The organism is Pseudoalteromonas caenipelagi, assembly GCF_013140855.1.
Lineage (GTDB): Bacteria > Pseudomonadota > Gammaproteobacteria > Enterobacterales > Alteromonadaceae > Pseudoalteromonas > Pseudoalteromonas caenipelagi.
Genome location: NZ_JABBPG010000009.1, coordinates 108,778 through 134,517 on the forward strand (window position 1 = coordinate 108,778; position 25,740 = coordinate 134,517).

The window sequence follows — 25,740 nt, forward strand, 5'->3', positions numbered from 1 at the left end:
GGCCCGAAAATATTGGCTTTAAGCGTGTTTTTCTGCCATTTATCGTTGCAGTTTGCTGTAAAAATAAGTAAGAATGGGCACTTTCTAGACCCGCGCAAAAATAAATTATTACAAGGTAGGAGAATTATGCCATCTCGCAAAGAACTTGCTAATGCAATCCGTGTTCTGTCAATGGACGCGGTTCAAAAGGCCAAATCTGGTCACCCTGGAGCCCCAATGGGCATGGCGGACATCGCTGAAGTGCTTTGGCGCGATTATCTAAAGCATAATCCAAGTAACCCGCAATGGGCTGACAGAGACCGTTTTGTACTGTCAAATGGCCATGGTTCAATGCTAATTTATTCTTTGCTACATTTAAGTGGTTATGAGTTATCAATTGACGATTTAAAAAACTTCCGTCAAATGCATTCTAAAACGCCTGGTCACCCTGAATATGGCTATGCTCCAGGTATCGAAACGACAACAGGTCCTCTTGGTCAAGGTATTACCAATGCTGTCGGTATGGCGATTGCTGAGAAGTCGCTTGCTGCACAATTTAACCGTGACGAACACAATATCGTAGACCATTACACGTATGCATTTTTAGGTGATGGCTGCTTGATGGAAGGTATTTCTCATGAAGCATGTTCGTTGGCTGGTACGCTTGGTTTAGGCAAGCTGATTGCGTTTTGGGACGATAACGGTATTTCTATTGATGGTGAAGTTGAAGGCTGGTTTAGCGATGACACACCAAAGCGTTTTGAGTCTTACGGCTGGCACGTAATTGCCAACGTTGATGGTCATGATAGCGATGCGATTAAAGCTGCAATTGAAGCGGCACGTGCCGAATCTGACAAGCCAACATTAATTTGTTGTAAAACCGTGATTGGTTACGGTTCACCAAATAAATCAGGTAGTCATGATTGTCATGGCGCGCCATTAGGTGATGACGAAATTAAAGCGGCACGTGAGTTTTTAGGTTGGCAACACGGCGCCTTTGAAGTGCCAGAAGATATTTATGCTAAGTGGGATGCAACCGCGCGCGGTCAGCAGCAGCAAAGCGAGTGGACAATTAAGTTCACTGAATATCAAATGGCATATCCAGAACTTGCGGCTGAGTTTGAACGTCGTATGAGCGGTGACTTACCGGCAAACTGGGCTGAGCATACTGAAGCATACATTGCACAGTTACAAGCAAACCCGGCAAACCCAGCAACCCGTAAAGCATCACAAAATGCACTGAATGCGTATGGTCCAATTTTACCTGAGTTTATGGGCGGCTCTGCGGACTTAGCAGGTTCAAACTTAACAATATGGGAAGGCTCAAAAGGCCTAACGGCAGACGATGCATCAGGCAACTATATCTTCTACGGTGTACGTGAATTTGGTATGTCTGCCATTATGAATGGTATTGCACTACACAAAGGTTTTGTACCTTACGGTGCAACTTTCTTAATGTTTATGGAATATGCGCGCAATGCAGTACGTATGGCTGCACTGATGAAGCAACCAAGTATTTTTGTTTACACACACGACTCTATCGGTCTTGGTGAAGATGGTCCAACACACCAGCCAGTAGAACAAATTGCCAGCATGCGTTTAACACCAAACCTAGTGAACTGGCGTCCGTGTGACCAAGTTGAGTCTGCGGTTGCGTGGCAACAAGCGATTGAGCGCAAAGATGGTCCAACTTCATTGATCTTCACTCGCCAAGGGTTAGAGCAACAAGCACGTGATGCGCAGCAAGTTCAAGCGATCAAAAAAGGCGGTTATGTATTGAGCTGTGATGGTAACCCTGAAGTTATCTTCATTGCCACAGGTTCTGAAGTTCAACTTGCGGTTGATGCAGCACAAGAACTACGTAATGCAGGTAAAAAGGTACGTGTTGTTTCTATGCCATCTACCGATGTGTTTGATGCACAATCAGCTGAATACAAAGAAAGCGTACTACCAAGTGCGGTAACACGCCGAGTAGCGGTTGAAGCTGGCATTGAAGACTACTGGTACAAGTACGTAGGATTGAACGGCGCGATTGTTGGTATGAGCACCTTTGGTGAATCGGCACCTGCTGGTGAGCTATTCGCACACTTTGGCTTTACCGTTGAAAACGTAGTAGCAAAAGCAAACAGCTTGTTTTAATAACACCCCACTGATTGCAGTGGATTGTTAGACATAAACAATGATTTAAAAACCCGCTTCGGTGGGTTTTTTTGTGGGGGTTTTATTAGCGAAAGGGGAAATTGGAAGTCTCAGTTGTGCTACGTGGCACCTGAAGCAATTTTGTCCAAGCAATGCAAAATACTTATTACGATGTCATTCTGGCGTTTAAACTCCCTCTTCAGGAAAGGTATGGCACTGACCTCTGGAAATTTATCGTTTACTCCAGCTCTTTTTTCAACTGCTTCGAATATAAATTTGTAACGCTCTTTACCCTGCTCCTTTAAATCAAAGTGAGACTCTGGTCTTACAATAATTGAATGTTTGGTTTGATTACACAGTCGATTAAGGTACTGATAATCGGAAGGGCTGGTAAGTTGTTTAACTAGAAGTAGTAGTTCACTATATTTAGGGAGCACTTCAAGCTTATTTTTTACTGTACTTAAGTAAATTTTTGACTCTTCGAGCCGTGTTCTACTGTCGTGATTAAGACTTAATCCTAAGTAAATTACAAACCCCAAAATATCGGATAATGAATGCAAAGTTCTGACGATAGCGATAATGTTCGCCCTACAGCCAAGTGTAAATTCGTAATCTTTGTTATTAACATCTGGATCTATACTGAACCTTGAACGAAATGCACTACTTGCAGTAGGGTTCTGACGCAAATGTTCGTCAATCAAATCATCAAGGGTATGGTAGTGATATATACATAAGTGGTAAGTTTCAGTGATAGAACTAATTGCTCGTTTCAATTTAAATATATTTTCCTCTGATTGTTTGTCTTGGGCATATTGAATCAATGTTTTGTTGTTCCAGCTTTCCATTAGGTTGATTTCAATGTTAGGTTACGTAGTTAAAACCTAGCATATTCGATAAGTTTCATCACAAATTACCCATCAAGACTATTCCAATACTCCCCATTAATTTATTGTCTTAGCTACCTTCAGAAGAACTAATGTTGGAATAACCCGCTTAAGCTACTCAATGCGTTTTAAACAGACACAAAAAAACCGCTTTCGCGGTTTTTTCTATATTTAGCAAAAGGCTGATATTACACCTTAAACTGCTCTACTGATTGGCGTAACTCTTCGGCCAGTTTAGCCACTTCGCTACTTGAAATCGAGGTTTGGTTTGCGCCTTCAGCGGTTTGCTCGGCAATCGATACGATAGACTCTAAACGTTCGCTGATCTCTTGTGCCACTTGTTGCTGTTCGTTCGCAGCATTTGAGATCTCTTCACTGACATCGTGGGCTTGCGATACCGCTTGGGTGATTGAGTTTAAGGCTTCGTTTGCCAAGTCACTTTGCTCAACACACGACTCTGCTTGTTGTTTGCCTTTAGACATGGCGCGAACCGCTTCTTCAGCACCTGCTTGCAATGATTCAATCATAGATTGAATCTCTTGTGTCGACTCTTGTGTTTTGCTTGCCAGTGAGCGAACTTCGTCAGCAACAACCGCAAAGCCGCGGCCTTGTTCACCCGCACGTGCTGCTTCAATGGCGGCGTTTAGTGCAAGTAAGTTCGTTTGCTCTGCAATGCCTCTAATGACATCTAAGATGCTGCCAATTGAGGCACTGTCTTGGTGAAGCTTATTGATAACACTTGACGCTTCATCCACCTCACGTGCTAGCTGTTCAATGGTATGTTTATTTTCATAAGAGATACCTTTAACGCGCTCGGCTTCTTTATCGGCATTTTTAATCTCTAGCAATGCTTGGTGTGCACTGTTACTCACACCATGTGAGGTACTACTCATCTGTGTGGTTGCCGTCGCCGCTTGCTCAACCTGTGCTTGCTGATTGCGAATAGCTTGGCTTGACTCATTGGTAATGGTCGACGTTTCTTCAGATGCGGCTGCAAGTTGAGTAGAACGTGACACAATACCTGTGATCAATTCACGTAGGCTGCTAATTAAAGTATTACAACTGCGTGATAGCTCACCAAACTCATCTTTTGCAGAATCATCAAGCTTTTGCGTCATATCTCCGCGCGCAACAATAGTAAGCACTCGGTTCACCTCAGATAGGGGCTTGGTGATTAAGTTAACGGTAATATACGCCACCACAATCGCAATAAGTGTTGCGACTATCATGCCAACCCAAGTCCACAAGTTTGCAGCTCCTACATCTTGGCGTACTTCTTGTTGTAAATCGAAGGCTACTCTATTTGCTTCATCTAATAGTTGGTCGAGCTGTTTCAAAGCAGCTTGAGTTGCTTGCTCTGCGTCTTGGAGTTCTTTTCGCGTCATGTCGATTGCATTGATTAAACGCTTTTTGTTTTCATACAAGCTCTGTGAACCTGTTACATGCTTTTCTAAGTCAGAATGATAGGACTGCAAGTCTGAAAATAACCCTTCGTCTAGGGCTTTAACAGGGCCTTTCATCAGCTCCATGTTACGCGCAAGTTCGCTTACTAAATATTCTTGATCCTTTTTCACAATGGAAAGGGTATTCAAATTTGTGATATTGAGCATATCAGCGCTGTTAGTCACCACAGAGGAGAAGTTATTTTCCATACTTGTTGCGGCTTGATAGGCGCGTGCATTTTGCTCTTTTAGACCGTCTAAGTCGATGATGTCTAGCACAACGGTGGTGGCATCTTCCGCGCTCATTTCAACTTGCTCAAGCTGAGAGCGAAGTGTTTTTCTTAGCTCAAGTTCCAGTGCTTTGTCTTTTTTCAAACTCGCAACGGCTTTCGAAAACGTCTCAAATGTTTTTCCCACATCACGTGCATCATTCGCTAATTTAGGACTGTTTTGTACAACTTGCTGTAACTCGGAATAGGTACTTTCGAATGACTTTCGTCTTTGTTCAAACTGTGTTCTTAGGCTATTGAGCTCATCAGGCGTTTGCGCATAAAAAGTACCTTGCGCCATTTTGCTCATTAAAGAAAATTCAACTTGTAACTCAGAGCTTTTATCAAGTGCAGGTAGCGATAGTCGATTTACTTGTTGAGTTGAGCTATCGATATTTGCAATCCTTAGCAATGAGTTTCCGCCAATCAACAGCAGTAAAAGAGTGATAAAAATAAAACCACCCCAAATTCTTTGGCTAACAGTCAAGTTCATACAGTTTCCATAAATTTACTAATAGGATTGAATAACTTATCGGTTGCATTAAGGATAAGTTAAGTATTTTATAGCAGATGCGTGTAAATAATTCAGTAAAACTAGACAAGTTTACCTTATTTGCTTGAAAAATGCTCACCTGAAGTTAAATCCATTAAAGTCATTGGACCGCCCCACACACAGCCGGTATCTAATGCGATGACATTATTTAAGTTTGTTTTGCCTTCTAAGGCCGCCCAGTGGCCAAAAACATAACGGTTATTATCATGCTTAAAACGTTCATGCTCAAACCAAGGCATAAGCGTATTGGATGATAGAGCAGGACCTTTATGATTAAGATCTAGCGCGCCTTGGGTATCTAAAAAGCGCATGCGAGTAAACACATTTATAATCGCTTTAAATTTATCTAGTTCATTGAGGTTGTTTATTTTTTTTGTTGGGCTAGGGCCATACATGTTTGCAAAGAAGTGAACCGCATCCTCAGACTGATAACATTGCTGAGCAAATTGAGCATACTCTAAAGCTTGTTCAATATCCCAATCAGGATGAATACCAGCATGTGATATAAATGTGCTGAGTTTAGGCAAAAAGAGCGCCAATGGCTGTGCCTGTAACAAAGAGGTGTATTGAGCGAGCTTGTTACTGGCAAATATGCTATCAAGCTTGTCTTTTGGGTTAGGCGATTTACCAAGCAGCACACAGGCCAAAAAATGTAAATCATGGTTACCTAGAGTGATACTAATGGCATCCCGATTTTGACATAAAAAATCTAAACAGGCTTGAGAGTCTGGCCCTCTGGCAATGACATCCCCAACTAAGTACAGGTGATCTTGGCTGGGATTGAAGTCAACAATGTCTAACAGCCGCATGAGCGGTTTAAAGCAGCCTTGTAAATCTCCAATTGCGTAAAGGGCCATAAAAACTAATGCAAAATGTTGGGACAGGCTAAGCGAAATACATCAATAGCAGCTTTAAACTCACTACCAAATTCATTTCGCATTATATAGTGGCCTTGCATTGTGCCAAGGGGGGTATCGAGCACTGCGCCACTGGTATATTTATAACTTTCACCAGGTCCAATGGTTGGTTTTTCTCCAACCACGCCTTCACCTTCTACTTCAGTTTCTTTACCGTTAGCATCCGTTATTAGCCAATAGCGGCTTTGTAGCTTGGCACTACACAAACTATGATTTTTAATCGTCACAGTGTAGGCAAAAACGTATTTATCTTTTTCAGGCTGAGACTGAGCTTCAACATAAAAGGTTTCTACCGAAACCTTAATAGGTGAGCCAATGTTACTGCTTGTTGTCATAAATCCAGTTAGCTATTTCTATAAATTGTGCAAGTGATAAGTTTTCAGCGCGTTTTGAAGCGTCAATACCAAGTTCTGCCATCTCATCGGCACTAAGCAGATTAGATAAGCTATTACGCAAGGTTTTGCGGCGTTGGTTAAAGGCTTCTAAACACACTGTGTTCAAGATTTTAGTGCTTTTAGCGGAAGGTTGCTCCGGCTTTTTGGGGATCAAACGAATAACTGCTGAATCGACCTTTGGAGCTGGTTTAAAACACTCTGGTGGCACGTCGATCACTGGCATTGCATGGCAGTAATATTGCGTCATAACACTTAAACGGCCAAATGCTTTCGAATCAGGGCCTGCAACCATGCGTTTAACCACTTCTTTTTGAAGCATAAAGTGCATATGCTCAACGTGATCCGCAAATTCAAATAAATGAAATAACAGCGGGGTTGAAACGTTGTATGGTAAGTTACCAAATATTTTAAGCTTTTCATCGCCATTGATTAGGCTTGAAAAGTCAAATTTCATGGCATCTCCCTGATGCACAGTCAGTTTTGGTCCCATAAATGGGTGGTGCACAAGGCGCTCAGCAAGATCTTTATCTAGCTCAACAACTGTCAGGTGACCACTTAAATCAACAACAGGTTCGGTGATTGCACCAAGGCCCGGACCAATCTCAACTAGATTGTCGCTCGGTTTTGGGTCTATGGCTGTGACTATCTTATCGATGATCATATCATCGTTTAAAAAGTTTTGGCCAAAACGTTTACGGGCTCGATGTCCCAAATGTACTTTGTCTGTCATGAACTCTGTGCTTTTTCAGTGGCGAGCTTAATCGCTTCGCGTATCGCTAAATCAAAACTACCCACCTCAATCTTATTTGTTGCCGCTAAATCTAATGCGGTACCATGATCAACTGAGGTGCGAATAAAGGGTAATCCAAGGGTTATGTTTACTGAATTACCAAATCCTTTATATTTTAACACAGGTAAGCCTTGATCGTGATACATAGCGAGCACAGCGTCGGCATTATCTAAATATTTTGCTTGAAATAGGGTGTCGGCAGGTAATGGGCCAATAAAGTTCATGCCTTTTTGGTTAAGTGCATTGAGGGTTGGCGTAATGGTATCGATTTCTTCTCGACCCAAATGCCCATCTTCACCAGCATGAGGATTAAGGCCGCATACAAGTACTTTCGGATGTTCGATCCCAAACTTGTTTTTCAAATCATCATGCAAAATAGAAGCGACTTTGCTCAAGCGTTCTTTGGTTACCGCTCTAGAAACATACTCAAGTGGTATATGTGTCGTAACGAGTGCCACTCGTAGCCCTTCTGTAGCCAGCATCATCACGACATCAGATGTACCCGATTGCTGCGCAAAATATTCAGTGTGGCCGCTAAAGGATATACCAGCTCGGTTAATAATGCCTTTGTGTACAGGCCCAGTAACAACGGCATCGAACGTACCGTCCATGTTTTTTTCTGAGGCTAAACGCAGAGTTTCTAGTACGTAATGGCCATTTTTTTCATCCAGTACGCCAGGGGTTACATCAACCTCTTTATCTACTTGTAAGTAGTATAAACAACCTGCGGGAGCAGGTTGTGGCGCTTCATCTGGATTAAACGCCAGCAAAGTGATACTGAGTCCAAGTTCTTTGGCTCGTTGCTCCATCACGGTTTTATCAACAACCGCGATGAGCTGTACAGGCCAACTTTTCTGCGCCAACTTAATCACAAGATCTGGGCCTATGCCTGCCGGTTCACCGGGTGTTATTGCAATTCTTAAACTCATAATATGTCTACTTACTCGGCCGCAAAAATATCAATATGGGCCTGCTCTCTAATCTCACTTTGCCATTTAAAGGCTTCTTCTTTAAATTTGCGATTATACAGTAGGCCGTGAGCTCTATTTAATTTTGCTTGCTCAGTTTTATCAGCAACACGTTTACCTAGCAGCTGTACAATATGCCAACCGTAGTTTGTTCTAAACGGTTCGCTAATTTCATCTATTTCTAGTGACATTAATGTGTCTTTGAATGCAGGAACATAGGTCGTAGGATCCGTCCAGTCGTATTCACCGCCTTTTAATGCAGAACCTGGGTCTTCAGAATGCTCTTTGGCTAACTCACCAAAATCAGCTTTGCCATCACGTAAGTCTTTGGCAAAGCCTGCCAGCATTTCTCTGGCTTTCTCTTCACTGAGAATAATTGAAGGTTTAATAAGAATGTGTCTTGAGCGAACTTCTGTTGTCTCAACAACTTGACGACCACGTATATCTTGAACTTTCAAAATGTGGAAGCCCGCACCTGAGCGTACAGGGCCAATAATCTCATCTTTTTTCTTACCCTTTACGGCCTCTGCAAATAGCGATGGCATTTCATTAATGCTCATCCAACCTAATTGTCCACCTTCCAGGGCTTTAGGGCCACTTGATGATGCTATTGCGATACGCTTAAACTCTTTACCTTCGTTTAAAAATTCGATTACTTTGTTGGCTCTGATACGCGCATCTTCGATTTCTTCAGGGGTCGCCTTACTTGGGATCTTAACTAAAATATGACCTAAATCGAACTCTTCTGCACTTCCTGTTTGTTCAGCAAGAATCTTTTGTAAGTTAGTAATTTCACGAGGGCTGATGTACACGCGGCGGTCGACATTAGCGCGCCTAACTTGGCTGATAGTAATTTCTTTACGAATTTGCTCACGGTACTCTTGGAAATTTTCTCCGCTTGCTTCGATTGTCTTTCTTAAATCAGCGATAGTACCACCTTGCTCAGCGGCAATACTGGCTAAGGTTTGATCCAACTGCGCATCAGAAATTTCCATGCCCATACGTCCAGCAAGCTGTAACATTAATGTCTGGTCAACCAAGCGATCAATCGCCTGAATACGTAAAGTTTGATCTGACGGCAGTTCAGTATTTTGTTGTTTGGCTTGCTCTTTTACACGGTTAATTATCTGGTCAACTTCGCTTTGCAAAATAACGCCGTCGTTTACCGTGGCGACAACTTTATCGATAAGCATTCGCTCTGCGAAGGCATTTTGGTGGATACTTAGCCCCAGTAGGGCAACCCATAACAGCTTTTTAAAATTCATAATGTTCTAATATTTATTAATTATTCAAAAAATAAGGTCGACGATAATTAAACAAACCCTGTTGCAGCACTTGTTCAATATCATAATTTGATTTTCCGCCTAAGCCTTTCAATACAAAACTAATGCCTATGCTTGAATCAAATTGCGCGTCATCTTGGTGTATTGTGCGATTTAAGTCGGTTTCTATTTGTCTTTTACCGGTTAACTGAATAGCCCAACAGCAGCTCTCATAACGTACTCCGGCGAATACTTCAACGCTGCGCCCTGTGGTCAAATCACGGTGATAGCTGGCAACCATTTGCCAGTTGTCGTTAATTGGTAAACTACTGAATAAGCCGACTTGATCGATTTCATACCCTGAGACATCGTTTGCATAACGATGGTTCAATTGTACGAGCTTATTGTTGTCACCTTTGTAATCAAGTGTGGTGTGTGATTCAATTAATTCTTTCGCATCTGCGTCATACTGTATGCCAGCAGAGAAGTACCAACGTCTGTGCCAATGTACCATGGTTTGTGCCGCAAACAAGGCATTATAGTTTGTTCTGTTATCAAAACTTTGTGCACTGGGTTTTACATCATCTTCAAGATAAATAATTTGTCCGGCACTAAAATTAAAGCGTTCTTGGTTTTTGCTATCAAAAAGCCGAGTTGTAGCACCCAAAGTGATTTGATTCGCTTGGGCTATTCTATCTACACCTGAAAAGCGCTGCTCTCTAAATAAACCATAAAAGTCATCTTGCATTTTGGTGGTATCAAACAAGCCAATGCTTTTTTGGTCGCGCTCAGGAGTATATAAATATTGAACTTGGGGCTCTAAGGTTTGTGTACCACCCAGTGCAAAAAATTGTGTATCTCGCTCAAAGTTCAGTTGCCCGTGCAAACGTACTTTGGGTAAGGTGCGTGATACGTCTGATTGATAATCGGTGCCTGCAAAGTCGCCTTTTTGCTCATAACGCGTATGCAGCAAGCTTATTTCACTCAAAAATGACCATGCGTAGTTATTAATACTGACACTGGCTTTTGGCTCAACATGGAAACGAGTCGCTTCAGTTATCACTAAAGTATCATTACTAAAATGACTAAACTCGCCTTGTAAATTAAAATCGATTCCCAGTGCAGAGTAAGCTTTGCGGTTGCGCCAAGTAATCTGTGGCAGTGCCGCATAGGACTCTGTGTGGTCGCCGAGAACTTCAAAATTTTGCAACTTAATGTCTGATATCCAATACTCTCCGAGGTAACTGAGCACTGCGGTTCTATCAAGTTGAGTGCCTGTTTCATTGGCATAGCTAGAATTCAGATCAGTCAGGTAGTTATCATCACTGACGTTAGTTATATCAAAACTTAAACGCCAGTTATCACTGAGATAACTTTGTTGGTTCCAGTGAACGAGGTATCGCTCTTTAAGCTGTGGTTCTGAATCATCTTTTTCTAAAAATTCAACCCCGAGTAAACCTGAGTGTTGCTCGGTTAAATAGCGAAACTCAGTGATTAATTGTAAGCCTTGGTTTGACATATAACGCGGAGAGAAGGTTGCGTCATAATTAGGTGCAATATTCCAATAATAAGGAATGACCACTTCCAAGCCATAACGACTTGAAGGTTCAATTTTTGGCATCAACATCCCAGACTTGCGCCTATCGTCGATAGGAAAAGTAAAGTATGGGATATATAAAACGGGTGTATTCAGTATTTTTAACACCGCGTTATGGGTTTCTCCCCATCCTTCATGCTTGGACAGGGTGATATTATCAGCTTCAAGTGCCCAAAAAGGTTGCTCTGTGGGGCAAGTGGTAAAGCTGGAATTTATCAACGATATTTCGCTGTCCGATGCCGAGAGCTTTTCTGCGCCGCCATGACCCAGCTGTTGTGTTAACTGATAGTCAGCGCCGAGTAAGTTGATTTCAGTATTATCGAGGTCTGCGTATAGTGCGTTAGCATTTACGTCGCTAAAGTGGTCTTGATAGCGTAAGGGGCCAGTCGCATTAAGTAGACTCTGCTTTTTATCAATCAGAGCGCTACTGGCAAAGAGCGACATTTTATTGGTATTGATGACAACATTGCCTGAAAACTCAGCGCTATCTTTGCCTTGCATCTCAACATCATCAGCTTGAATATCGATGGCATTTTTAGGTAATGAGCTCAGAGGTTGCCACGATATAGGTTGTAGGTACTGGCTACATAGCTTTGGTGTAGACTCTGATGCAGCTATCGCGTTGCTACTGATCAGTGTGGCTGCGATAACCCCCCATGTTTTGCTCATTTATTAACCTTGAACGCCGTTGTTTATATATAAGCAATACATGATAAAGTAAAACTTAGTGAAATACAGTAATTAAGAGTGGAATTTTGTGACAAACAAGCAAAATAGACAAAGCTTATTTGAGGGCTTTTTGCGATCGTATTTCGGTGACGAAGATATCAAATACAATGCCATTACAAGCGACGCGAGTTTTCGTTGTTACTATCGAGTCATGGTCGCTCAAAAAAGCTATATTTTAATGGACTCAGACCCAAATAAGCTAGATAACCAACCCTTTATTGAGCTTAACACCAGCTTTGCTAAACAGGGTTTAAGAGTGCCAAAAATTCTGCTGTTTAGTGAATCAAAAGGCCTAATACTGCTAGAAGACTTAGGTGGTGAGCATTTGGCGGATAGATTGAGTTCAGACTCTCGGTATCAAGACTATCGCGAAATATTGGCTCTTTTACCTAATATTGCTCACACCCCCGTGTCAGCATATATGAAACCCTATGACGCTGATTTTATTGCAATGGAAATGGATATTTTCTGGCAATGGTTGATTGTTGAGTGGTTAAAGCTGGAAAATGAGCAATTGCCCAAGCAGCAATGGCAAACGATGAAGTCTTTGTTGGTTGAAGCGATGACATCTCAGCCGCAAGTGACTATGCATCGCGATTTTCACAGTCGCAATATAATGCGAACACAAGGGCAGTGGGCGCTCATTGACTATCAAGATGCCGTACAAGGTCCGGTTACTTATGACGCGGTGTCGTTACTTCGTGATTGTTATTTTAATCTACCTAGCGAAGAGTTTACTCGGCTACGCCTGCACAGCTTTGAAATATTAAAAGAGGCTGATTTGTTATCGGGTATGTCTTATGAACAGTACTGTTATTATTTTGACTTAACTGGATTGCAACGTCATTTGAAAGCTGCGGGTATATTTTGTCGATTGTTGCTGCGAGATAATAAGGCTGGGTATTTAAATAACATTATGCCGACACTGCAATATATTGAGGATGTGGCAAATTGTTACGAGCCATTTCAGTGGCTTGCAACTTGGTTAAGGCATGACATAATGCCAAAAGTTGAAGCTAAGTTGAGTTGTAGTACACGATGAAAGCCATGATCCTTGCAGCTGGTAGAGGCAAAAGAATGATGCCACTTACCGCTAATTTACCCAAGCCGATGCTTAAAGTGGCTCAACGCCCTTTGCTTGAATATCACATTTTGCGACTCAAACAAGCTGGTATAGTCGATATTGTGATTAATCTTGCATGGCAGGGGGAGAAAATAGCAAATCACTTTGGTGATGGTTCTCAATATGGAGTTAATATTCACTATAGTCGAGAGCCCGAAGGTGGATTAGAAACAGCGGGTGGGATCATTCAAGCGTTAGAACATTTGTGTGACAGTGACGAGCGGTTTATTGTCATCAATGGCGATATATATACTGATTATGATGTGAGTGCACTGACGCAATTAATGCTGAACCCTGGCGAAGCACATATTGTTTTAGTGGAAAATCCTTCTCACAATCCGCAGGGAGACTTTCGTCTCGCACATCAAACGATAAATGAACAATGTTATACGTTTGCTGGAATTGGGCTGTACCACAAAAACTTTTTTGAATCTTATGAATCAGGGTTTATTCCCTTAGGACCTATGCTCAGAAGTGGCTTAGAGCAAGGTGTTGTATCAACCGAACTTTACTTAGGTGTGTGGAGTGATATCGGCACTCCTGAACGTCTAGCAGAAATAAACCATAAGCAGGAGCAATAAGTATGTGGGGTAAGTTACTTGGAATCTGCTTTGGGTTTATGTTTGGCCGCTGGATTGGGGCGATACTCGGCTTTTGGCTTGGACACATGTTTGATAAAAGTCTCAAGCAGAATTTTGACAAGGTAGGTGGCTTTCAAGGCTTTTTTAGTGGAGATGACTTACATCAACGCCAAGCATTGTTTTTTTCCAGTTGCTTTGCCGTGATGGGGCATATTGCCAAGTCGAATGGCCGAGTAAGCGAAATACATATTCAAGCTGCTACTGCGTTTATGGACGAAATGGGCTTGCATGGAGAAAATAGGCAAGAAGCGCAAAATGCGTTCCGAGCAGGTAAAGAGCCTGAGTTCAAATTAAAAGAAGCGATTGTTGATTTTAAAGAGGTGTTTGCACGCCGTTATGATCTGTTGCAGTTGTTTTTGGAAATTCAAATACAGATGGCATTTTCTGATGGTCACTTAGCTGCACAGGAAAAACAGTTATTACAAAAAGTCAGCCAATATTTAGGGATTTCTGCAACCCACTTTCGCTTTATTCTTAAGCGCTATCAAGCAGAGTTTAGTTTTCGCCAACAGCAGCAGCGTTTTCAACAAAGCCAACAAAATCACTATCAGCGAAAAGAGCGTGCACAACCTGAGCCTGAATTTTCTAAAACTCAAGCGCTTGCGGTATTGGGGTTGCAAAGTGATGCCAGTGAAAAGGATATTAAACGTGCTTATCGAAAATTAATGGCGCAGCACCATCCAGATAAGCTGGTGTCTCAAGGTTTACCTGAACATATGATGGAAGTGGCTAAGCGTAAAAGCCAAGACATTCAATCGGCCTATGAGTTTTTAAAAAAGGCCAGTTAAAGGCTTTATTAACGACCAAGTACATTGTTCATTTTTGGCGTTAGCTTTAAAACCCAAGTGCGTTGTTTTAAAGCTGCCGTAAAAAGCCATCTAATTCTTTTCTTAAACGTTCATGCTGCCTAGGTTCTGTACTTAGCCCAAACAACTCTCTTTGACGATAGTCATATTTATTATTACGTAAAACCCAACGTTTTCTTTGCTTAGCATTGTGATGAATAGTGGGATTGTCTAATGAGTAGATAATGTCCAGCAGCGGTGGACTGACTAATGATAAAACGGCTGGTAAATGTTTGTTTCTGCTTATATTTGGTAACTGTGCACTAATGGCAATAAAGGCATCAATATTGATTTTAGGTAAAGACGCTAAATATTCAGAAAATACGCCAGCACTGACACCTTGTGCAACGACAACAACTTGGTCTTGATTGGTAATGACTAATTGCTGATACAAAGCATCGAAACTTGAGAGCAGTTGTTCTTTATAATCATCTAGCATTGCTTCAGACCAAGGACCTTCATAAACTTGTTCCTTATCTGGTGTTGCTGGTTCGATATTAAATAAGTCTGCTTGCCAATTTAACTCTGGCGTTTGCAGTGCATAAGTATCAAAACCATCGTCTGTGAGAGCTTGAGATAAATAACTTAAACCATGTACAGACAAGGGACCATGACCTGCACTTGGAAGCAGGATCACGACGCCTCTTTTGCTGCTACTCATGTAGGGAGAAAAAAGCGTAGTGACTTTACCATTATCTGTCTCTAACTCAATTAACTTATCCGAAAAGTATTTGGCTAAGTCTTGCTGCTCTATCTTAGTACGTGGTTCTGGCATTATAAAAGGCGCAGAGGCTGCCAAGCTATTAAGGCTAAAGATCAATAACACACAGTACAGAACAACTCTTAAAAAATGCATGGCGACTTAATCATTAAATGGAACGATACTCCGTTATCGGCAACTAGCGACTTTTTTTTAATAAAAACTTACTTTTAGGAGGTGAAGGTGCTTGCAATGCTGTTTGCGAGAAATCAATTAAGTTAAACTAGCCGAAAGTGATAAATGGAGTAAAAATAGTGACGCACCAGTGTGATTCAAAGCGAGACTACATATGGTTCTTTTTAAAAGGAGCAGGCATGGGAGCAGCCGATGTTGTGCCTGGGGTCTCAGGGGGAACCATCGCATTTATAACAGGGATATATTCGCGTTTTTTACATGCACTTAAAAGCTTTGATTTGGATGCATTGGCTATTTTAAAAAACAATGGTTTTAAAGCTTTTTGGTCGCATGTTGATGGATATTTTTTATTGTCGGTATTTGCGGGTTTGGTGACAAGCGCTGCATCGCTCGCTAAATTAATCACCTACCTATTAGCGCACCATCAAATTTTAGTGTGGTCATTTTTCTTTGGTTTAATCGTTGCGTCATTTATTCATGTTGCAAAACAAGTAAAGCGATGGCGCTGGCAAACGATACTTAGCTGTATCGTCGGCGCATTCATGGCTTTTGTCATCACGACCATAGCACCTTCTGAAGCAGTCCCTCACTGGTGGATGTTTTTTGTCGCCGGCGCGATAGCGGTTTGTGCAATGATTTTACCAGGTATTTCTGGAAGCTTTATATTGTTGTTACTGGGAATGTATGGACATGTCCTCAACGCGGTGACAGTACGAGACTTTGCACTCGTTGGTCTGTTTTTAGCTGGTTGTGTGGTTGGTTTAATGGTTTTCTCGCGGTTTTTATCATGGCTATTAGATAAATATGAACAAGTGACGTTTTCTTTGTTAGCCGGCTTTTTGATTGGGTCTTTAAATTTACTATGGCCTTGGAAAACGGTGGTTTCAACGTATATAAATTCACATGGCGTTGAAAAGCCACTCATACAGCAAAACGTTACCCCTATGGAGTTCGCCAGTGTGACGGGGATCTCACCTCAGACAGGTTTATGCATCGCTTTGGCATTGGCTGGTTTACTACTTATTTTGGCGGTAGAAAAACTCACCGAAAGCAAATAGCGTGTCATAGCAACAAATCTACACTCGCAACTAAGGGGAGTACCCCTTAGTTGCTGATAGCCACAGCTGTTTAATCTGGTAATTTCCTGCCTGTATCCGTGGAATTATTAACTGGCTTCACGTAACAACTCCCCCCGCGAGTATGCAACTCACCAAAACCTTTCAATTAGGTTATCGACCTTCATTGTTTGCACGTATCAAATTTTAATTTATATGATTACAAAGTGTGCTATGTTTTTTATATGTATCGAAAACCCTTGAGTTATAACAATAAAATATTAAGGTAAAAATATGGGTGCACTTAACAGCAAGCTTGGCTTGTTTATTCTACTTTTAATGGGGTTTACCGCGCCAGCATTGGCCAGTGAAGAAAAAATAGACTTAACAACTTCTACTGTAGGGATAATTTGTGTAGCCATTTTTGTTGTTGCATATGCGCTCGTTATGCTTGAAGAAAAACTACACCTGAGAAAGTCCAAACCGGTATTGGTGGCGGCAGGGATAATCTGGGCCCTCATAAGTCTCTATTATGTCACCCATGATATTTCTCACGTTACAGAGCATGCATTTAGACACAATTTACTTGAATACGCGGAGTTGATGCTCTTTTTGCTTGTTGCAATGACATATATCAATGCCTTAGAAGAGCGCAAAGTATTCGATAGGTTACGAGCGTGGATGATTCAAAGAGGTTTTAGCTACCAAAGTTTGTTTTGGATAACAGGTTTCCTCGCATTTTTTATCTCTCCGATAGCAGATAACTTAACCACCGCATTGCTGATGTGTGCGGTAGTAATGAAAGTTGCTGAAGGTGATAAACGCTTTATCAACATCAGCTGTATTAATGTTGTCATAGCGGCTAACGCTGGCGGTGCATTTAGTCCTTTTGGCGATATTACTACGCTGATGGTCTGGCAGGCGGGACTGGTACAGTTTAACGAGTTTCTGTCTTTATTTTTCCCTTCACTTGTAAATTATATGGTGCCAGCGGCCATAATGAGTTTGTTTATAGAAAAGAAAAATCCTTCTGCGGTGTTTGCTCCTGTTACTATGCAGCGAGGTGCTAGACGTATTCTCATCTTGTTCTTGTTGACGGTGTTAACGGCTGTTTTGTGTCATAGCCTGTTACACATGCCACCTGTGATGGGAATGATGATGGGGCTTGGTTATCTGCAGTTCTTTGGTTATTACTTAAGAGTCACTTTGAAACGGCGTCAAACGAAGGCGCAAAGAGAAGGAGACCGTCGGCGTATCGATATGTTAGGAAGCATGGTGCCATTTGATATTTTCAATAAAGTGGCTCGCGCTGAGTGGGATACGCTGCTGTTCTTTTATGGGATTGTAATGTGCGTTGGTGGTTTGGGCTTTTTAGGTTATTTAAGCTTACTATCAGAAGTGCTTTACGGACAATGGAGCGCCACAAGCGCAAATGTGTTTTTAGGTATTTTATCGTCGGTGATTGATAATATTCCAGTGATGTTTGCTGTGTTGTCTATGCAACCTGAGATGTCGCATGGCCAGTGGTTACTGATCACATTAACCGCAGGGGTAGGTGGTAGCTTGCTGTCAATTGGTTCTGCAGCTGGTGTTGCTCTGATGGGCCAAGCGCGAGGGTATTATACATTTTTTGGCCACTTAAAATGGGCGCCTGTTATTGCGTTAGGATATATTGCAAGTGTCCTAACGCATCTTTGGCTAAACGCAGAGTTATTTTAAGTAATGTGTTAATTGCCTTTGGTGAGCTTTCACCCAGTGACTGCTCACCGGTTTTGGCGTGTTAATCACGTCCTCTAATGCAGTGGCAACAACAGTGCCAGATAATTTGCCAATCATCACATTGTCTTGGCCATCTAAGATCGCCTCAATTGACGCAATTCCCAGTTCTGTCGCGAGGTTTCTGTCTTCAGGCACTGGACTCCCTCCACGTTGAATATGGCCTAAAATACACAAAGCACTGTCAACTTGACCTTGTTCGCTTAAACTTGCTTTTAATGCATGAGCACCGCCAGGCCACAAGTTTTCAGCCAATACGATTAAAAAGCTGCCATGAGTGCGTTTTTGTTTTTCAACACCTTTGAGTATTTCTGCGACTTTGCTGCTGGCTTGATCTGGAGTGAAGTTTTCGAAAGAAATGATGGCTTCTGCGCCTGTCGCAATACCGACATTAAATGCGATATGGCCACTGTGTCTACCCATTACTTCTACAATAAAAATTCGTTCGAATGCATTGGCAGTATCGCGAATCTTATCAATAGCATGTGTTGCTGTTGTCACAGCGGTGGCAAAGCCTATGGTAGAGTCGGTACCGCTTAAATCATTATCAATGGTACCGGGTAAGCCGATTACAGGTTTTTCCCAGTGTTGTTTGATCTCTTTTAGACCTTTTAAGGAGCCATCACCGCCAATCACTATCAGTGCATCGATATCATGCTTTCTTAATGTATTACAAGCTTGCATGACGCCTTCTTCAGTGAGCATAGCTTGGCATCGTGCGCTTTTTAAAATTGTTCCACCTTGTTGTAGCGCAGAGTTAATATCAAATTGATGCATATCGACATGTTGATCATTAATAAGTCCATTATAACCGTGGTAAAAGCCTGTACATTGTAATTGGTGATAGTGACAACTTAAAACGATTGCTCGAATTGCTGCATTCATTGCTGGTGAGTCACCACCGCTTGTGAGTACTGCGACTTTTTTCATGATATTCCCTCTTTAAGACATGTATTTTTGATTATAGATACAATCACGTATAACTTAATCAATTTCAAGGTGCTTTTGGAGTGTAAGGGAGGGGAGGTAGATATGAAAATAAAGAAATGGCCCCCACTTTTGAGTGGGGGAGGCCAAACTTTACCAAATTATTTGTTTAGTGTACTTGCAATTTTTGCAAGTTCTTCTTTTTGTGCAGTTGGTAAGTTATCAACAACGATATCATATGATTTATCAATCATTTCTTTGATTTTATCATCAGGCACTGAGCCATCTAAGATAATCGTGTTCCATAAACGTTTGTTCATATGGTAACCGGGCACAATAGCAGGAAACTCATCTCGAAGTAGCAATGCTTCATCAGGATCGCACTTCAAATTAAGCCACCAGACTAACTCACCGTTAGCATCAACCTGACCTTCTTTACCCTCTGAAAGGGTAGCGAACATCTTATGTTGCACTTTGTATACATCAGTATCTTGTGCAAATGGTTGTGTAATAAACGTTGCAGGTTTACTCTGCAAATAGTCGTGTACGCTTTTATGATCCATTGATCGTGTCCTTGACGTAACTAAATAATTTAAAACAACATGATTTAATTTTAGCAGCTATTGTAAAAATACGATAATCACCGAGCTTTAAATGCACAGCTAAAGTGCATCATAACTCAAACTTCCAAACAAAGAGTTTACCTTAACCAAGGTATTAAACTTAAATAAGTTCAATTTGTTTGTTCAAGAGTACAAAACACTAATGATATGTATCACTCCATTTGTTCTTAAGTATGAACATTCCGGAGTTTTGTCATGATGCATCATGGCAACGCTAACAGCGCTGAGTAATGCAAAAGACATTCTGCTAAGAAAAACCATACCTCGTAGTTTCAATTTACAACACAGTGTAGATAACAATTAAATAAATTATTTAATAATCAACTGAGTATCAAAAAAGTATGAATTTTTTTACTTATCAAACACTGAATTGTGGTGCTATTAAATTAAATAATGCAATATTTTGCAACAATTAATGTTTGATTGTACAAAAAACATTCTTTTTGTTATGATGCGCAACCTTTCAATAGGCCTCTAGGTTTGCTTTAGATATGGTGTGGTTTTTGTTGTCGTTGTTAAGTGCTGTGATTCTTTATGTGGAAGCCGTGCGTAAAGGTATGCCGATTAAGCGTTGGGTATTTGCGGGCCTTATGTGTGGTCCTGGAGCTTGGTATTTATTTAACGTGCATCATCGTAGAGCGTGGCTTCGCAGCCAAGTGACAACGTACTGCATTTGGAAAGCATAGCCCTACCTAATTAACAACTTTTAATTGTGGCTGGTTATTATTTTCGCGCTGTTTTTGTGCTTTTAGAAAAGCAGTAAATTCACTGGCTGATAGTGGCTTCGAGTAAAAGTACCCTTGAATGGTTTGACAGTTAAGCTGCTCTAACGCGGCTAATTGCTCTGCTTTTTCTACGCCTTCGGCCACAACATGTAGGTCTAGGTTGTGAGCAATTGTGACAATAGAGTCAACCATATTTCGACCTCTTTCAGATACCATGTCATCCACAAACGCTTTATCAACCTTAAGCGTGTTAAGAGGAAATTGTTTTAAATAGGCGAGTGAGGAATATCCTGTACCAAAGTCATCAATGGCAAGGTGTATTCCACGAGCACTGAGAGAGCGCATGATTGAAATGGCTTCTTTGGGATCATCCATGATGGTCCCTTCTGTGATTTCTAGCTCAAGAAAATAAGAAGGTAGCTGATTTTTTTGTAAGATAATATCAATTCTAGTCGTCAAATCTGGCAGACTGAATTGTTTGGCGGATAAATTCACGGCAACACGACCATCAAACAGATCTTGGTCTATCCAACGTTTTACGTCTTTACATGCCTTATCTAAAACAACTTCTCCAATTTCTATAATCTGTCCTGTTTCTTCGGCAATAGGAATGAAAACGCCAGGACTAATTATGCCTTTTTTCGGCGTTATAAAACGAACCAATGCTTCCATGCCAACTAAGCGGCCCGTTTTTATATCCATTTTAGGTTGGTAATACACAACAAAATGGTCTTCTTTGAGGCCAAAGCGCATCAAGTTTTCTATTTGTAATCTTTTTACTGCTTGTGCATTCATTGAATCATTGAAAAACAAGTAGTGGTTACCCTTTTGCTTGGCGTGATACATTGCTGTATCGGCATTTTTTAGCAATATTTCAGGAGTGGAGCCATCTTCTGGAAACAGTACAATACCGACCGATGAGGTAATAACAAGCTCATGATTTGCCATTTTAAAAGGCGTCGCAATCGCAGCGAGAAACTGTTTCGCAGTACGGGTAATAGTATGAATATCATTGGTGCCAGACATCACTAACGCAAATTCGTCTCCGCCAAGACGATATAATGTATCTTTTTGCCGTACTAATTTATTTAGCCGCATTGCCAACTTCGCCAGTAAACTGTCTCCAAGTTGGTGACCTAGGGAATCATTAATTTTTTTAAAGTTGTCTAAGTCGAACACCAACAGTGCGTGATGGGTATCTTGGCGTGCTAGCTTTTTTAGATTAGTAAAAAACAAGTTGCGATTGGGCAGGCCGGTTGTTCTATCTCTATTCGACAGGTTGTGTAATTGTGATTCAGCTTTCTTCCGTTCAGTTAGATCAGAATAAACAACAACATAGTTTGTAATTTGCCCATGAGAGTTCTTGATTTCATCTATGGTAACTTCAATTGGGAGCAGAACGTCGTTGTGGTTGCGAAGTCGCAGCTCTTCTTGCCAATGATCGGTTTCTCTAAGACTTGTTTTGACCTGATTAATATAACGCTCATCATAGCCCGGCAAGCTAAACATTTTGCCAATATATTGACCTCTATTACCACCGAATAACAATAAATAACTGGGGTTTAAATCTACAAGACGAAAATGGTGGTCATAAATAGCAATAGCATCTGTGAGGGACTCGACACACTTAGCGAACAGGTTTAAGCGCTCTTCAGTGCTTTTTAGGTGACTAATATCCCTCACAGTTCCCGTCATTCTTATTGGGTTTAAGTTACCGTCTTTTTCAATTATCTTGCCTCTATCAAGCACCCAGTGATATTGATCTAAGTTATCTTTGAGTCGATAGCTGGCCTCAAAAAAAGCGGTTTTTTCAGCGAAGTGTTGTTTTAATAACTTATCGACAAGGGATAAGTCTTGAGGATGAATACGATGTGAATTAGGAATAAAGTGGCTTTTGCTACTTTTATGCATCATATACTTATCGTTAATACGAACTACTTCGCCTGTTGCAATATTCCAGTCCCAGAGTGTATCGCCACTTCCTTCAACCGTACTTTTTAATCTTTGTTCAGAGAGCTGTAATGCGGTCTGTGCGCGTTTAAGCTTTTTATTGCTGTAAAGTAAATAAATAGAGAGGGTGAAAAAAGTTACACAGATCCCAGCCCAGAGAGGTTCTAGGTGGTTTAGCTGTTGATTAAGGTTAAGTGCTAATAAGGGGGCGCTAAGCACTGAGTTCAACAGCATCATGATGATTATTGCTTTTATTGTTTCTTTTATCATAGATGCACAACTCTTTTTCGCACACCCTAATCTAAATGAAGCGAGAGAATGAGTCAAAGGTATTTATTATATTTGTGTCTTTTTTAGGTCCCTAAGTTGATATTTGATTGATATTTTTGCAACGTTGAAATGGGAGTGCAGCGATTTATTGTCAATCGAATCGATAAGCCAACAATCCATTCGTTCATTAGGGCTGCATCAGCAACCCAATCCACCTTTAATTACAACGTAGTGCAATTTTGGGATAGGAAGGAGAAAACACCTTATTTACATAGCTAATTAGCTGCTCTTTTTGTAAGGAGTCGAGCTGCTTAACTAACCTTTTTTGCATGTTAAATTGGTGGTCATCATTGGTAATTGCTATCCAAAATCGCTGTGCTCGTAACCGTAAGTTTTTATCTTTTTCTGCAATTTGCAAGCGCAGTGCTCGTTTGGCATCACGCCAAGCTTCATCATCAAGTGAGTCAAGTTCACTGATGAATTGCGTGATAAACAAGTCATGTTTTTTCTGAAGCTGCTCAGCATCCACATTAGGTGATTGGATATAAAATGCAACACCAGCTCTGGTATTGAAAGGTGCATAGCCTGCACCTACCAAATAGCCCAGCTGTTGCTGAGTACGCAGTGTTTCGAAATATTGATTGCTAACGAGTTGGTTGAGAGTCATTAGCGCTACCTTTTCAAAGACATCTTCTGTTTGTGCTTGAATATAGTAAACCAATGCATGCTCACAGTTCGGTTTGTCAATGCAATGTTCTTGGTAATTATTTAATACCACCAGCGGTCGTTTTAAGTCTTCTAGTATTTCGCTATTAGTAAACAGTTTACGTAGCTGTTTTTGCATGTTGTGCGCGTGTTCTTGTTGCCAGTTACCGTGCAAAAAAGCCTTGATATGAATTGAATCAAAAAACTGACTTCGGAACTGGCAAAACTCATTGAAACTTATGTTTTTCAGTGCTTTTGCTAAAGCCATTGGTTCTGGGTTCCATGGCATCAGTTTGGCACCTAGTACGCTGAAAAGCTCACTGACCGGTTTATTGTGGTTATGGTTCTTCCAATGTCTAATTAGCTGCTTTTTGTACTCTGCAAAACGAGGCGCGCTAATGACTGCCTTGAGCATATGTTCAAGTAATTGAAGCGCTAAAGTTATTTGATTTCCTGACAGCCCAGCAGTGTGCAGGGTGAGTCCGCCTTGGTGTGAGTTTATGTGGTAATTAAGCCCCGCAAGTTCAGCTGGGTAATATTGTTCAGCCATGCTGTCCATTAATAAATCCGCAAATAAGCGAGTCATTGCCATATGCTTAGTATTTTTTATGCTCAGCAAAGAATCAATTTCTATGTAGAAATGGCCTTTGGTGACACGAAAAGTGGCGTCTTGTTTAAACCAAAAAGCAAAGCCTGGCTTATCTTTAAGTAAATCGGGGATTTGGCTTTGTTGTGTAACATCATATAGTTCGTTTTCAACTTGCAGATAGGGGTTGACCTTGGGCAATAGCATTTCAGGCAGCGGCGTATCAATATTATCTAATGCATTTAGCCACTCGTTACTCAGTTGTTCAACTTGATAAGGGGTGTGATACCACTTTGCCTTTAGTTGGGCTTCAACATCAGGGTGAATGAGTACGATACGCATATTTTGAGGGGTTAAATAGCCGCATAGGCGAGTATGTAAAGCTTCATCAAAGCCTTGCATTATATAATCACCGTATAAATAGTCTTCACTTTCATAGTGGTGCATATTTACACTGATGGTGCTAACCCACTCTAATAAGCGACTTGGTTCTTGGTTATTAAAAGCGATATCCAATAAGGTTTTTTTATCTTTATAAAGTTGTGGTAAAGATGCTGTGTTTGACTTAATTAAGGCGATATATTCAAACAGCATTTCAACAATGTCTTCATAATAGTCTATGCCTTCATCGGTTAACGCAAAACTGATGTTGAAGTCTTTAAAATTACTACCACTGATCCCACCACCTGCGGAGAGTGCATTAATCCACCCTTGTTCTTTTAAAATAGAATAAAGAGACCCTTCGCCTTCGTAACCGAGCAAGTGTGCTAAAAAGCTGGCGCATTTATGTTTATATAAGTTGTCGATACCATTCATAGCGAAGCTGACAATGAGCTTTTGCATGTGTTTTCTTGGTGCAATGTGCAGCAATAACCCTAAGTCTTGCTTTCTATAAAGTGGCGCTTGAATTTGCGCTTTGGGTGTTTTTGATCCTTTCACAGCACTAAATAGCTCGCGTGTATGTGTTTCGAGTTCAGCTAAAGAGTGAGGGCCGGCAACAACGAGGGTCATCCATTGTGCTTGATATTGCTTTTCAAAAAAATCACGTACTTCTTGAGCAATACACAGATCGCGATTTTCTAAAGTTTCTTTATTACCCACAGAAAATTTGGAAAATGGATGCGATGGGTTAACTGTTTCTTTATGCACTTGATAAATTCGTCTGCCGTCATCTTTTACCTTCATTTTAAATTCGGCATCGATGGCATTTCGTTCGTTTTCGGTTTGTGAAACATCTAACAGAGGATCAATAAAAAACTCTGAGAATAACGAGAGTGCACTAAAAAATTGTTGTTGAGCACAGTCAAAAAAGTAGCAACTATGCTCAGTGCCAGTCCAAGCATTGCTTTGTCCACCTGATTGACTAATAAATTGTGAAAAATGACCAGGCTGTGGGTGTTGCTTCGTACCCAAAAATAACATATGTTCTAGAAAATGTGCCATGCCTTGGCGATCTATTGGATCATCGAAGTGGCCGGCATTAACTGTAAGCGCTGCGGCTGATTTATCGCTCGAATAATCACTAACTAGTAAAACTTGTAGACCATTGTCGAGTTTGAGCTGGTGATATGTGCGATTATCATTATTACTAACTTTCAAATTGTTGCCGCCGATATAGAAAATGTGAGCAAAGAGACAATAAGTGAACTATCTATATGGTGCCACTTTACTTTAAGTTTAAGAGTCGTTTGTTTT

General features: G+C 41.1%; 20 protein-coding genes. 7 read left to right on the top strand and 13 right to left on the bottom strand.

Going from position 1 to position 25,740, the window contains the following annotated elements; all coding sequences use genetic code 11:
• Nucleotides 1-126: 126 nt before the first annotated feature.
• Nucleotides 127-2,118 carry a transketolase gene (gene tkt / locus HG263_RS17935; RefSeq protein ID WP_171627468.1) on the top strand — a complete coding sequence of 664 codons (1,992 nt, stop codon included), beginning with the start codon at nt 127-129 and terminating at the stop codon, nt 2,116-2,118.
• A 119-nt stretch (nt 2,119-2,237) separates the two neighbouring features.
• Here tkt and HG263_RS17940 read toward each other — a convergent pair whose 3' ends face one another.
• From HG263_RS17940 to lptD, 8 genes are all read right to left on the bottom strand, one after another.
• The gene (locus tag HG263_RS17940; protein ID WP_171627469.1) at nt 2,238-2,963 is read right to left on the bottom strand and encodes a hypothetical protein; all 726 of its coding nucleotides are present in this window, start codon (nt 2,961-2,963) and stop codon (nt 2,238-2,240) included.
• A gap of 227 nt (nt 2,964-3,190) precedes the next feature.
• On the bottom strand, nt 3,191-5,206 hold the full coding sequence (locus HG263_RS17945) for a methyl-accepting chemotaxis protein (protein WP_171627470.1): 2,016 nt from the start codon (nt 5,204-5,206) through the stop codon (nt 3,191-3,193).
• A 116-nt stretch (nt 5,207-5,322) separates the two neighbouring features.
• A complete protein-coding gene (locus HG263_RS17950) occupies nt 5,323-6,123 on the bottom strand; it encodes a symmetrical bis(5'-nucleosyl)-tetraphosphatase (RefSeq protein ID WP_171627471.1) in 801 nt (266 codons plus the stop codon).
• A gap of 5 nt (nt 6,124-6,128) precedes the next feature.
• Nucleotides 6,129-6,518 carry a Co2+/Mg2+ efflux facilitator ApaG/CorD gene (gene apaG, locus HG263_RS17955; RefSeq protein ID WP_171627472.1) on the bottom strand — a complete coding sequence of 130 codons (390 nt, stop codon included), beginning with the start codon at nt 6,516-6,518 and terminating at the stop codon, nt 6,129-6,131.
• Nucleotides 6,502-7,308, bottom strand: coding sequence for a 16S rRNA (adenine(1518)-N(6)/adenine(1519)-N(6))-dimethyltransferase RsmA (gene rsmA / locus HG263_RS17960; protein ID WP_171627473.1), 807 nt, complete (start codon nt 7,306-7,308; stop codon nt 6,502-6,504). The genes apaG and rsmA overlap by 17 nt, the downstream gene beginning before the upstream one ends.
• Nucleotides 7,305-8,297, bottom strand: a complete 993-nt coding sequence (pdxA, locus tag HG263_RS17965; protein ID WP_171627474.1) for a 4-hydroxythreonine-4-phosphate dehydrogenase PdxA — start codon at nt 8,295-8,297, stop codon at nt 7,305-7,307. Before pdxA ends, rsmA begins: the two co-directional genes overlap by 4 nt.
• Before the next feature lie 11 nt (nt 8,298-8,308).
• Nucleotides 8,309-9,601 (bottom strand): peptidylprolyl isomerase SurA, encoded by a 1,293-nt coding sequence (gene surA / locus HG263_RS17970; RefSeq protein ID WP_171627475.1) that lies wholly within the window; start codon nt 9,599-9,601, stop codon nt 8,309-8,311.
• Nucleotides 9,602-9,617: 16 nt separating this feature from the next.
• The gene (lptD, locus tag HG263_RS17975) at nt 9,618-11,864 is read right to left on the bottom strand and encodes an LPS assembly protein LptD (protein ID WP_171627476.1); all 2,247 of its coding nucleotides are present in this window, start codon (nt 11,862-11,864) and stop codon (nt 9,618-9,620) included.
• 88 nt (nt 11,865-11,952) lie between these two features.
• Between lptD and HG263_RS17980 the strand changes: the two genes are divergently transcribed.
• From HG263_RS17980 to djlA, 3 genes are read left to right on the top strand one after another with little or no spacing between them, the layout of a single operon-like run.
• The gene (locus tag HG263_RS17980; protein ID WP_343044016.1) at nt 11,953-12,966 is read left to right on the top strand and encodes an aminoglycoside phosphotransferase family protein; all 1,014 of its coding nucleotides are present in this window, start codon (nt 11,953-11,955) and stop codon (nt 12,964-12,966) included.
• Nucleotides 12,963-13,628, top strand: coding sequence for an N-acetylmuramate alpha-1-phosphate uridylyltransferase MurU (gene murU, locus HG263_RS17985; RefSeq protein WP_171627477.1), 666 nt, complete (start codon nt 12,963-12,965; stop codon nt 13,626-13,628). Before HG263_RS17980 ends, murU begins: the two co-directional genes overlap by 4 nt.
• A 2-nt stretch (nt 13,629-13,630) precedes the next feature.
• Nucleotides 13,631-14,476 (top strand): co-chaperone DjlA, encoded by an 846-nt coding sequence (gene djlA / locus HG263_RS17990; RefSeq protein WP_171627478.1) that lies wholly within the window; start codon nt 13,631-13,633, stop codon nt 14,474-14,476.
• 67 nt (nt 14,477-14,543) lie between these two features.
• On the opposite strand, the gene HG263_RS17995 is transcribed toward djlA, so the two are convergent.
• On the bottom strand, nt 14,544-15,389 hold the full coding sequence (locus HG263_RS17995; RefSeq protein WP_171627479.1) for a DUF3530 family protein: 846 nt from the start codon (nt 15,387-15,389) through the stop codon (nt 14,544-14,546).
• Nucleotides 15,390-15,607: 218 nt separating this feature from the next.
• On the opposite strand from HG263_RS17995, the gene HG263_RS18000 reads away from it, so the two are divergent.
• On the top strand, nt 15,608-16,486 hold the full coding sequence (locus HG263_RS18000; protein ID WP_171627480.1) for a DUF368 domain-containing protein: 879 nt from the start codon (nt 15,608-15,610) through the stop codon (nt 16,484-16,486).
• 291 nt (nt 16,487-16,777) lie between these two features.
• Complete coding sequence (nhaD, locus tag HG263_RS18005; protein WP_171627481.1) at nt 16,778-18,202, top strand: sodium:proton antiporter NhaD; 1,425 nt, start codon at nt 16,778-16,780, stop codon at nt 18,200-18,202.
• On the opposite strand, the gene HG263_RS18010 is transcribed toward nhaD, so the two are convergent.
• Together HG263_RS18010 and HG263_RS18015 are read right to left on the bottom strand one after the other, a co-directional pair.
• Nucleotides 18,194-19,189 (bottom strand): ATP-dependent 6-phosphofructokinase, encoded by a 996-nt coding sequence (locus HG263_RS18010; RefSeq protein WP_216628496.1) that lies wholly within the window; start codon nt 19,187-19,189, stop codon nt 18,194-18,196. The genes nhaD and HG263_RS18010 overlap by 9 nt on opposite strands.
• A gap of 158 nt (nt 19,190-19,347) precedes the next feature.
• On the bottom strand, nt 19,348-19,749 hold the full coding sequence (locus HG263_RS18015; protein ID WP_171627482.1) for an MmcQ/YjbR family DNA-binding protein: 402 nt from the start codon (nt 19,747-19,749) through the stop codon (nt 19,348-19,350).
• 551 nt (nt 19,750-20,300) lie between these two features.
• Between HG263_RS18015 and HG263_RS18020 the strand changes: the two genes are divergently transcribed.
• Nucleotides 20,301-20,495 carry a hypothetical protein gene (locus HG263_RS18020; protein WP_171627483.1) on the top strand — a complete coding sequence of 65 codons (195 nt, stop codon included), beginning with the start codon at nt 20,301-20,303 and terminating at the stop codon, nt 20,493-20,495.
• 6 nt (nt 20,496-20,501) lie between these two features.
• Here the strand turns inward: HG263_RS18020 and HG263_RS18025 are convergent, their stop codons facing one another.
• A complete protein-coding gene (locus HG263_RS18025) occupies nt 20,502-22,754 on the bottom strand; it encodes a putative bifunctional diguanylate cyclase/phosphodiesterase (RefSeq protein ID WP_171627484.1) in 2,253 nt (750 codons plus the stop codon).
• A gap of 217 nt (nt 22,755-22,971) precedes the next feature.
• Nucleotides 22,972-25,644, bottom strand: a complete 2,673-nt coding sequence (locus HG263_RS18030) for an insulinase family protein (protein WP_171627485.1) — start codon at nt 25,642-25,644, stop codon at nt 22,972-22,974.
• Nucleotides 25,645-25,740: the final 96 nt, after the last annotated feature.

Coding starts and splice junctions, on each gene's coding strand:
- tkt (WP_171627468.1), top strand. CDS start 127: ATGCCATCTCGCAAAGAACTTGCTAATGCAATCCGTGTTCTGTCAATG.
- HG263_RS17940 (WP_171627469.1), bottom strand. CDS start 2,963: ATGGAAAGCTGGAACAACAAAACATTGATTCAATATGCCCAAGACAAA.
- HG263_RS17945 (WP_171627470.1), bottom strand. CDS start 5,206: ATGAACTTGACTGTTAGCCAAAGAATTTGGGGTGGTTTTATTTTTATC.
- HG263_RS17950 (WP_171627471.1), bottom strand. CDS start 6,123: ATGGCCCTTTACGCAATTGGAGATTTACAAGGCTGCTTTAAACCGCTC.
- apaG (WP_171627472.1), bottom strand. CDS start 6,518: ATGACAACAAGCAGTAACATTGGCTCACCTATTAAGGTTTCGGTAGAA.
- rsmA (WP_171627473.1), bottom strand. CDS start 7,308: ATGACAGACAAAGTACATTTGGGACATCGAGCCCGTAAACGTTTTGGC.
- pdxA (WP_171627474.1), bottom strand. CDS start 8,297: ATGAGTTTAAGAATTGCAATAACACCCGGTGAACCGGCAGGCATAGGC.
- surA (WP_171627475.1), bottom strand. CDS start 9,601: ATGAATTTTAAAAAGCTGTTATGGGTTGCCCTACTGGGGCTAAGTATC.
- lptD (WP_171627476.1), bottom strand. CDS start 11,864: ATGAGCAAAACATGGGGGGTTATCGCAGCCACACTGATCAGTAGCAAC.
- murU (WP_171627477.1), top strand. CDS start 12,963: ATGAAAGCCATGATCCTTGCAGCTGGTAGAGGCAAAAGAATGATGCCA.
- djlA (WP_171627478.1), top strand. CDS start 13,631: ATGTGGGGTAAGTTACTTGGAATCTGCTTTGGGTTTATGTTTGGCCGC.
- HG263_RS17995 (WP_171627479.1), bottom strand. CDS start 15,389: ATGCATTTTTTAAGAGTTGTTCTGTACTGTGTGTTATTGATCTTTAGC.
- HG263_RS18000 (WP_171627480.1), top strand. CDS start 15,608: ATGGGAGCAGCCGATGTTGTGCCTGGGGTCTCAGGGGGAACCATCGCA.
- nhaD (WP_171627481.1), top strand. CDS start 16,778: ATGGGTGCACTTAACAGCAAGCTTGGCTTGTTTATTCTACTTTTAATG.
- HG263_RS18010 (WP_216628496.1), bottom strand. CDS start 19,189: ATGAAAAAAGTCGCAGTACTCACAAGCGGTGGTGACTCACCAGCAATG.
- HG263_RS18015 (WP_171627482.1), bottom strand. CDS start 19,749: ATGGATCATAAAAGCGTACACGACTATTTGCAGAGTAAACCTGCAACG.
- HG263_RS18020 (WP_171627483.1), top strand. CDS start 20,301: ATGGTGTGGTTTTTGTTGTCGTTGTTAAGTGCTGTGATTCTTTATGTG.
- HG263_RS18025 (WP_171627484.1), bottom strand. CDS start 22,754: ATGATAAAAGAAACAATAAAAGCAATAATCATCATGATGCTGTTGAAC.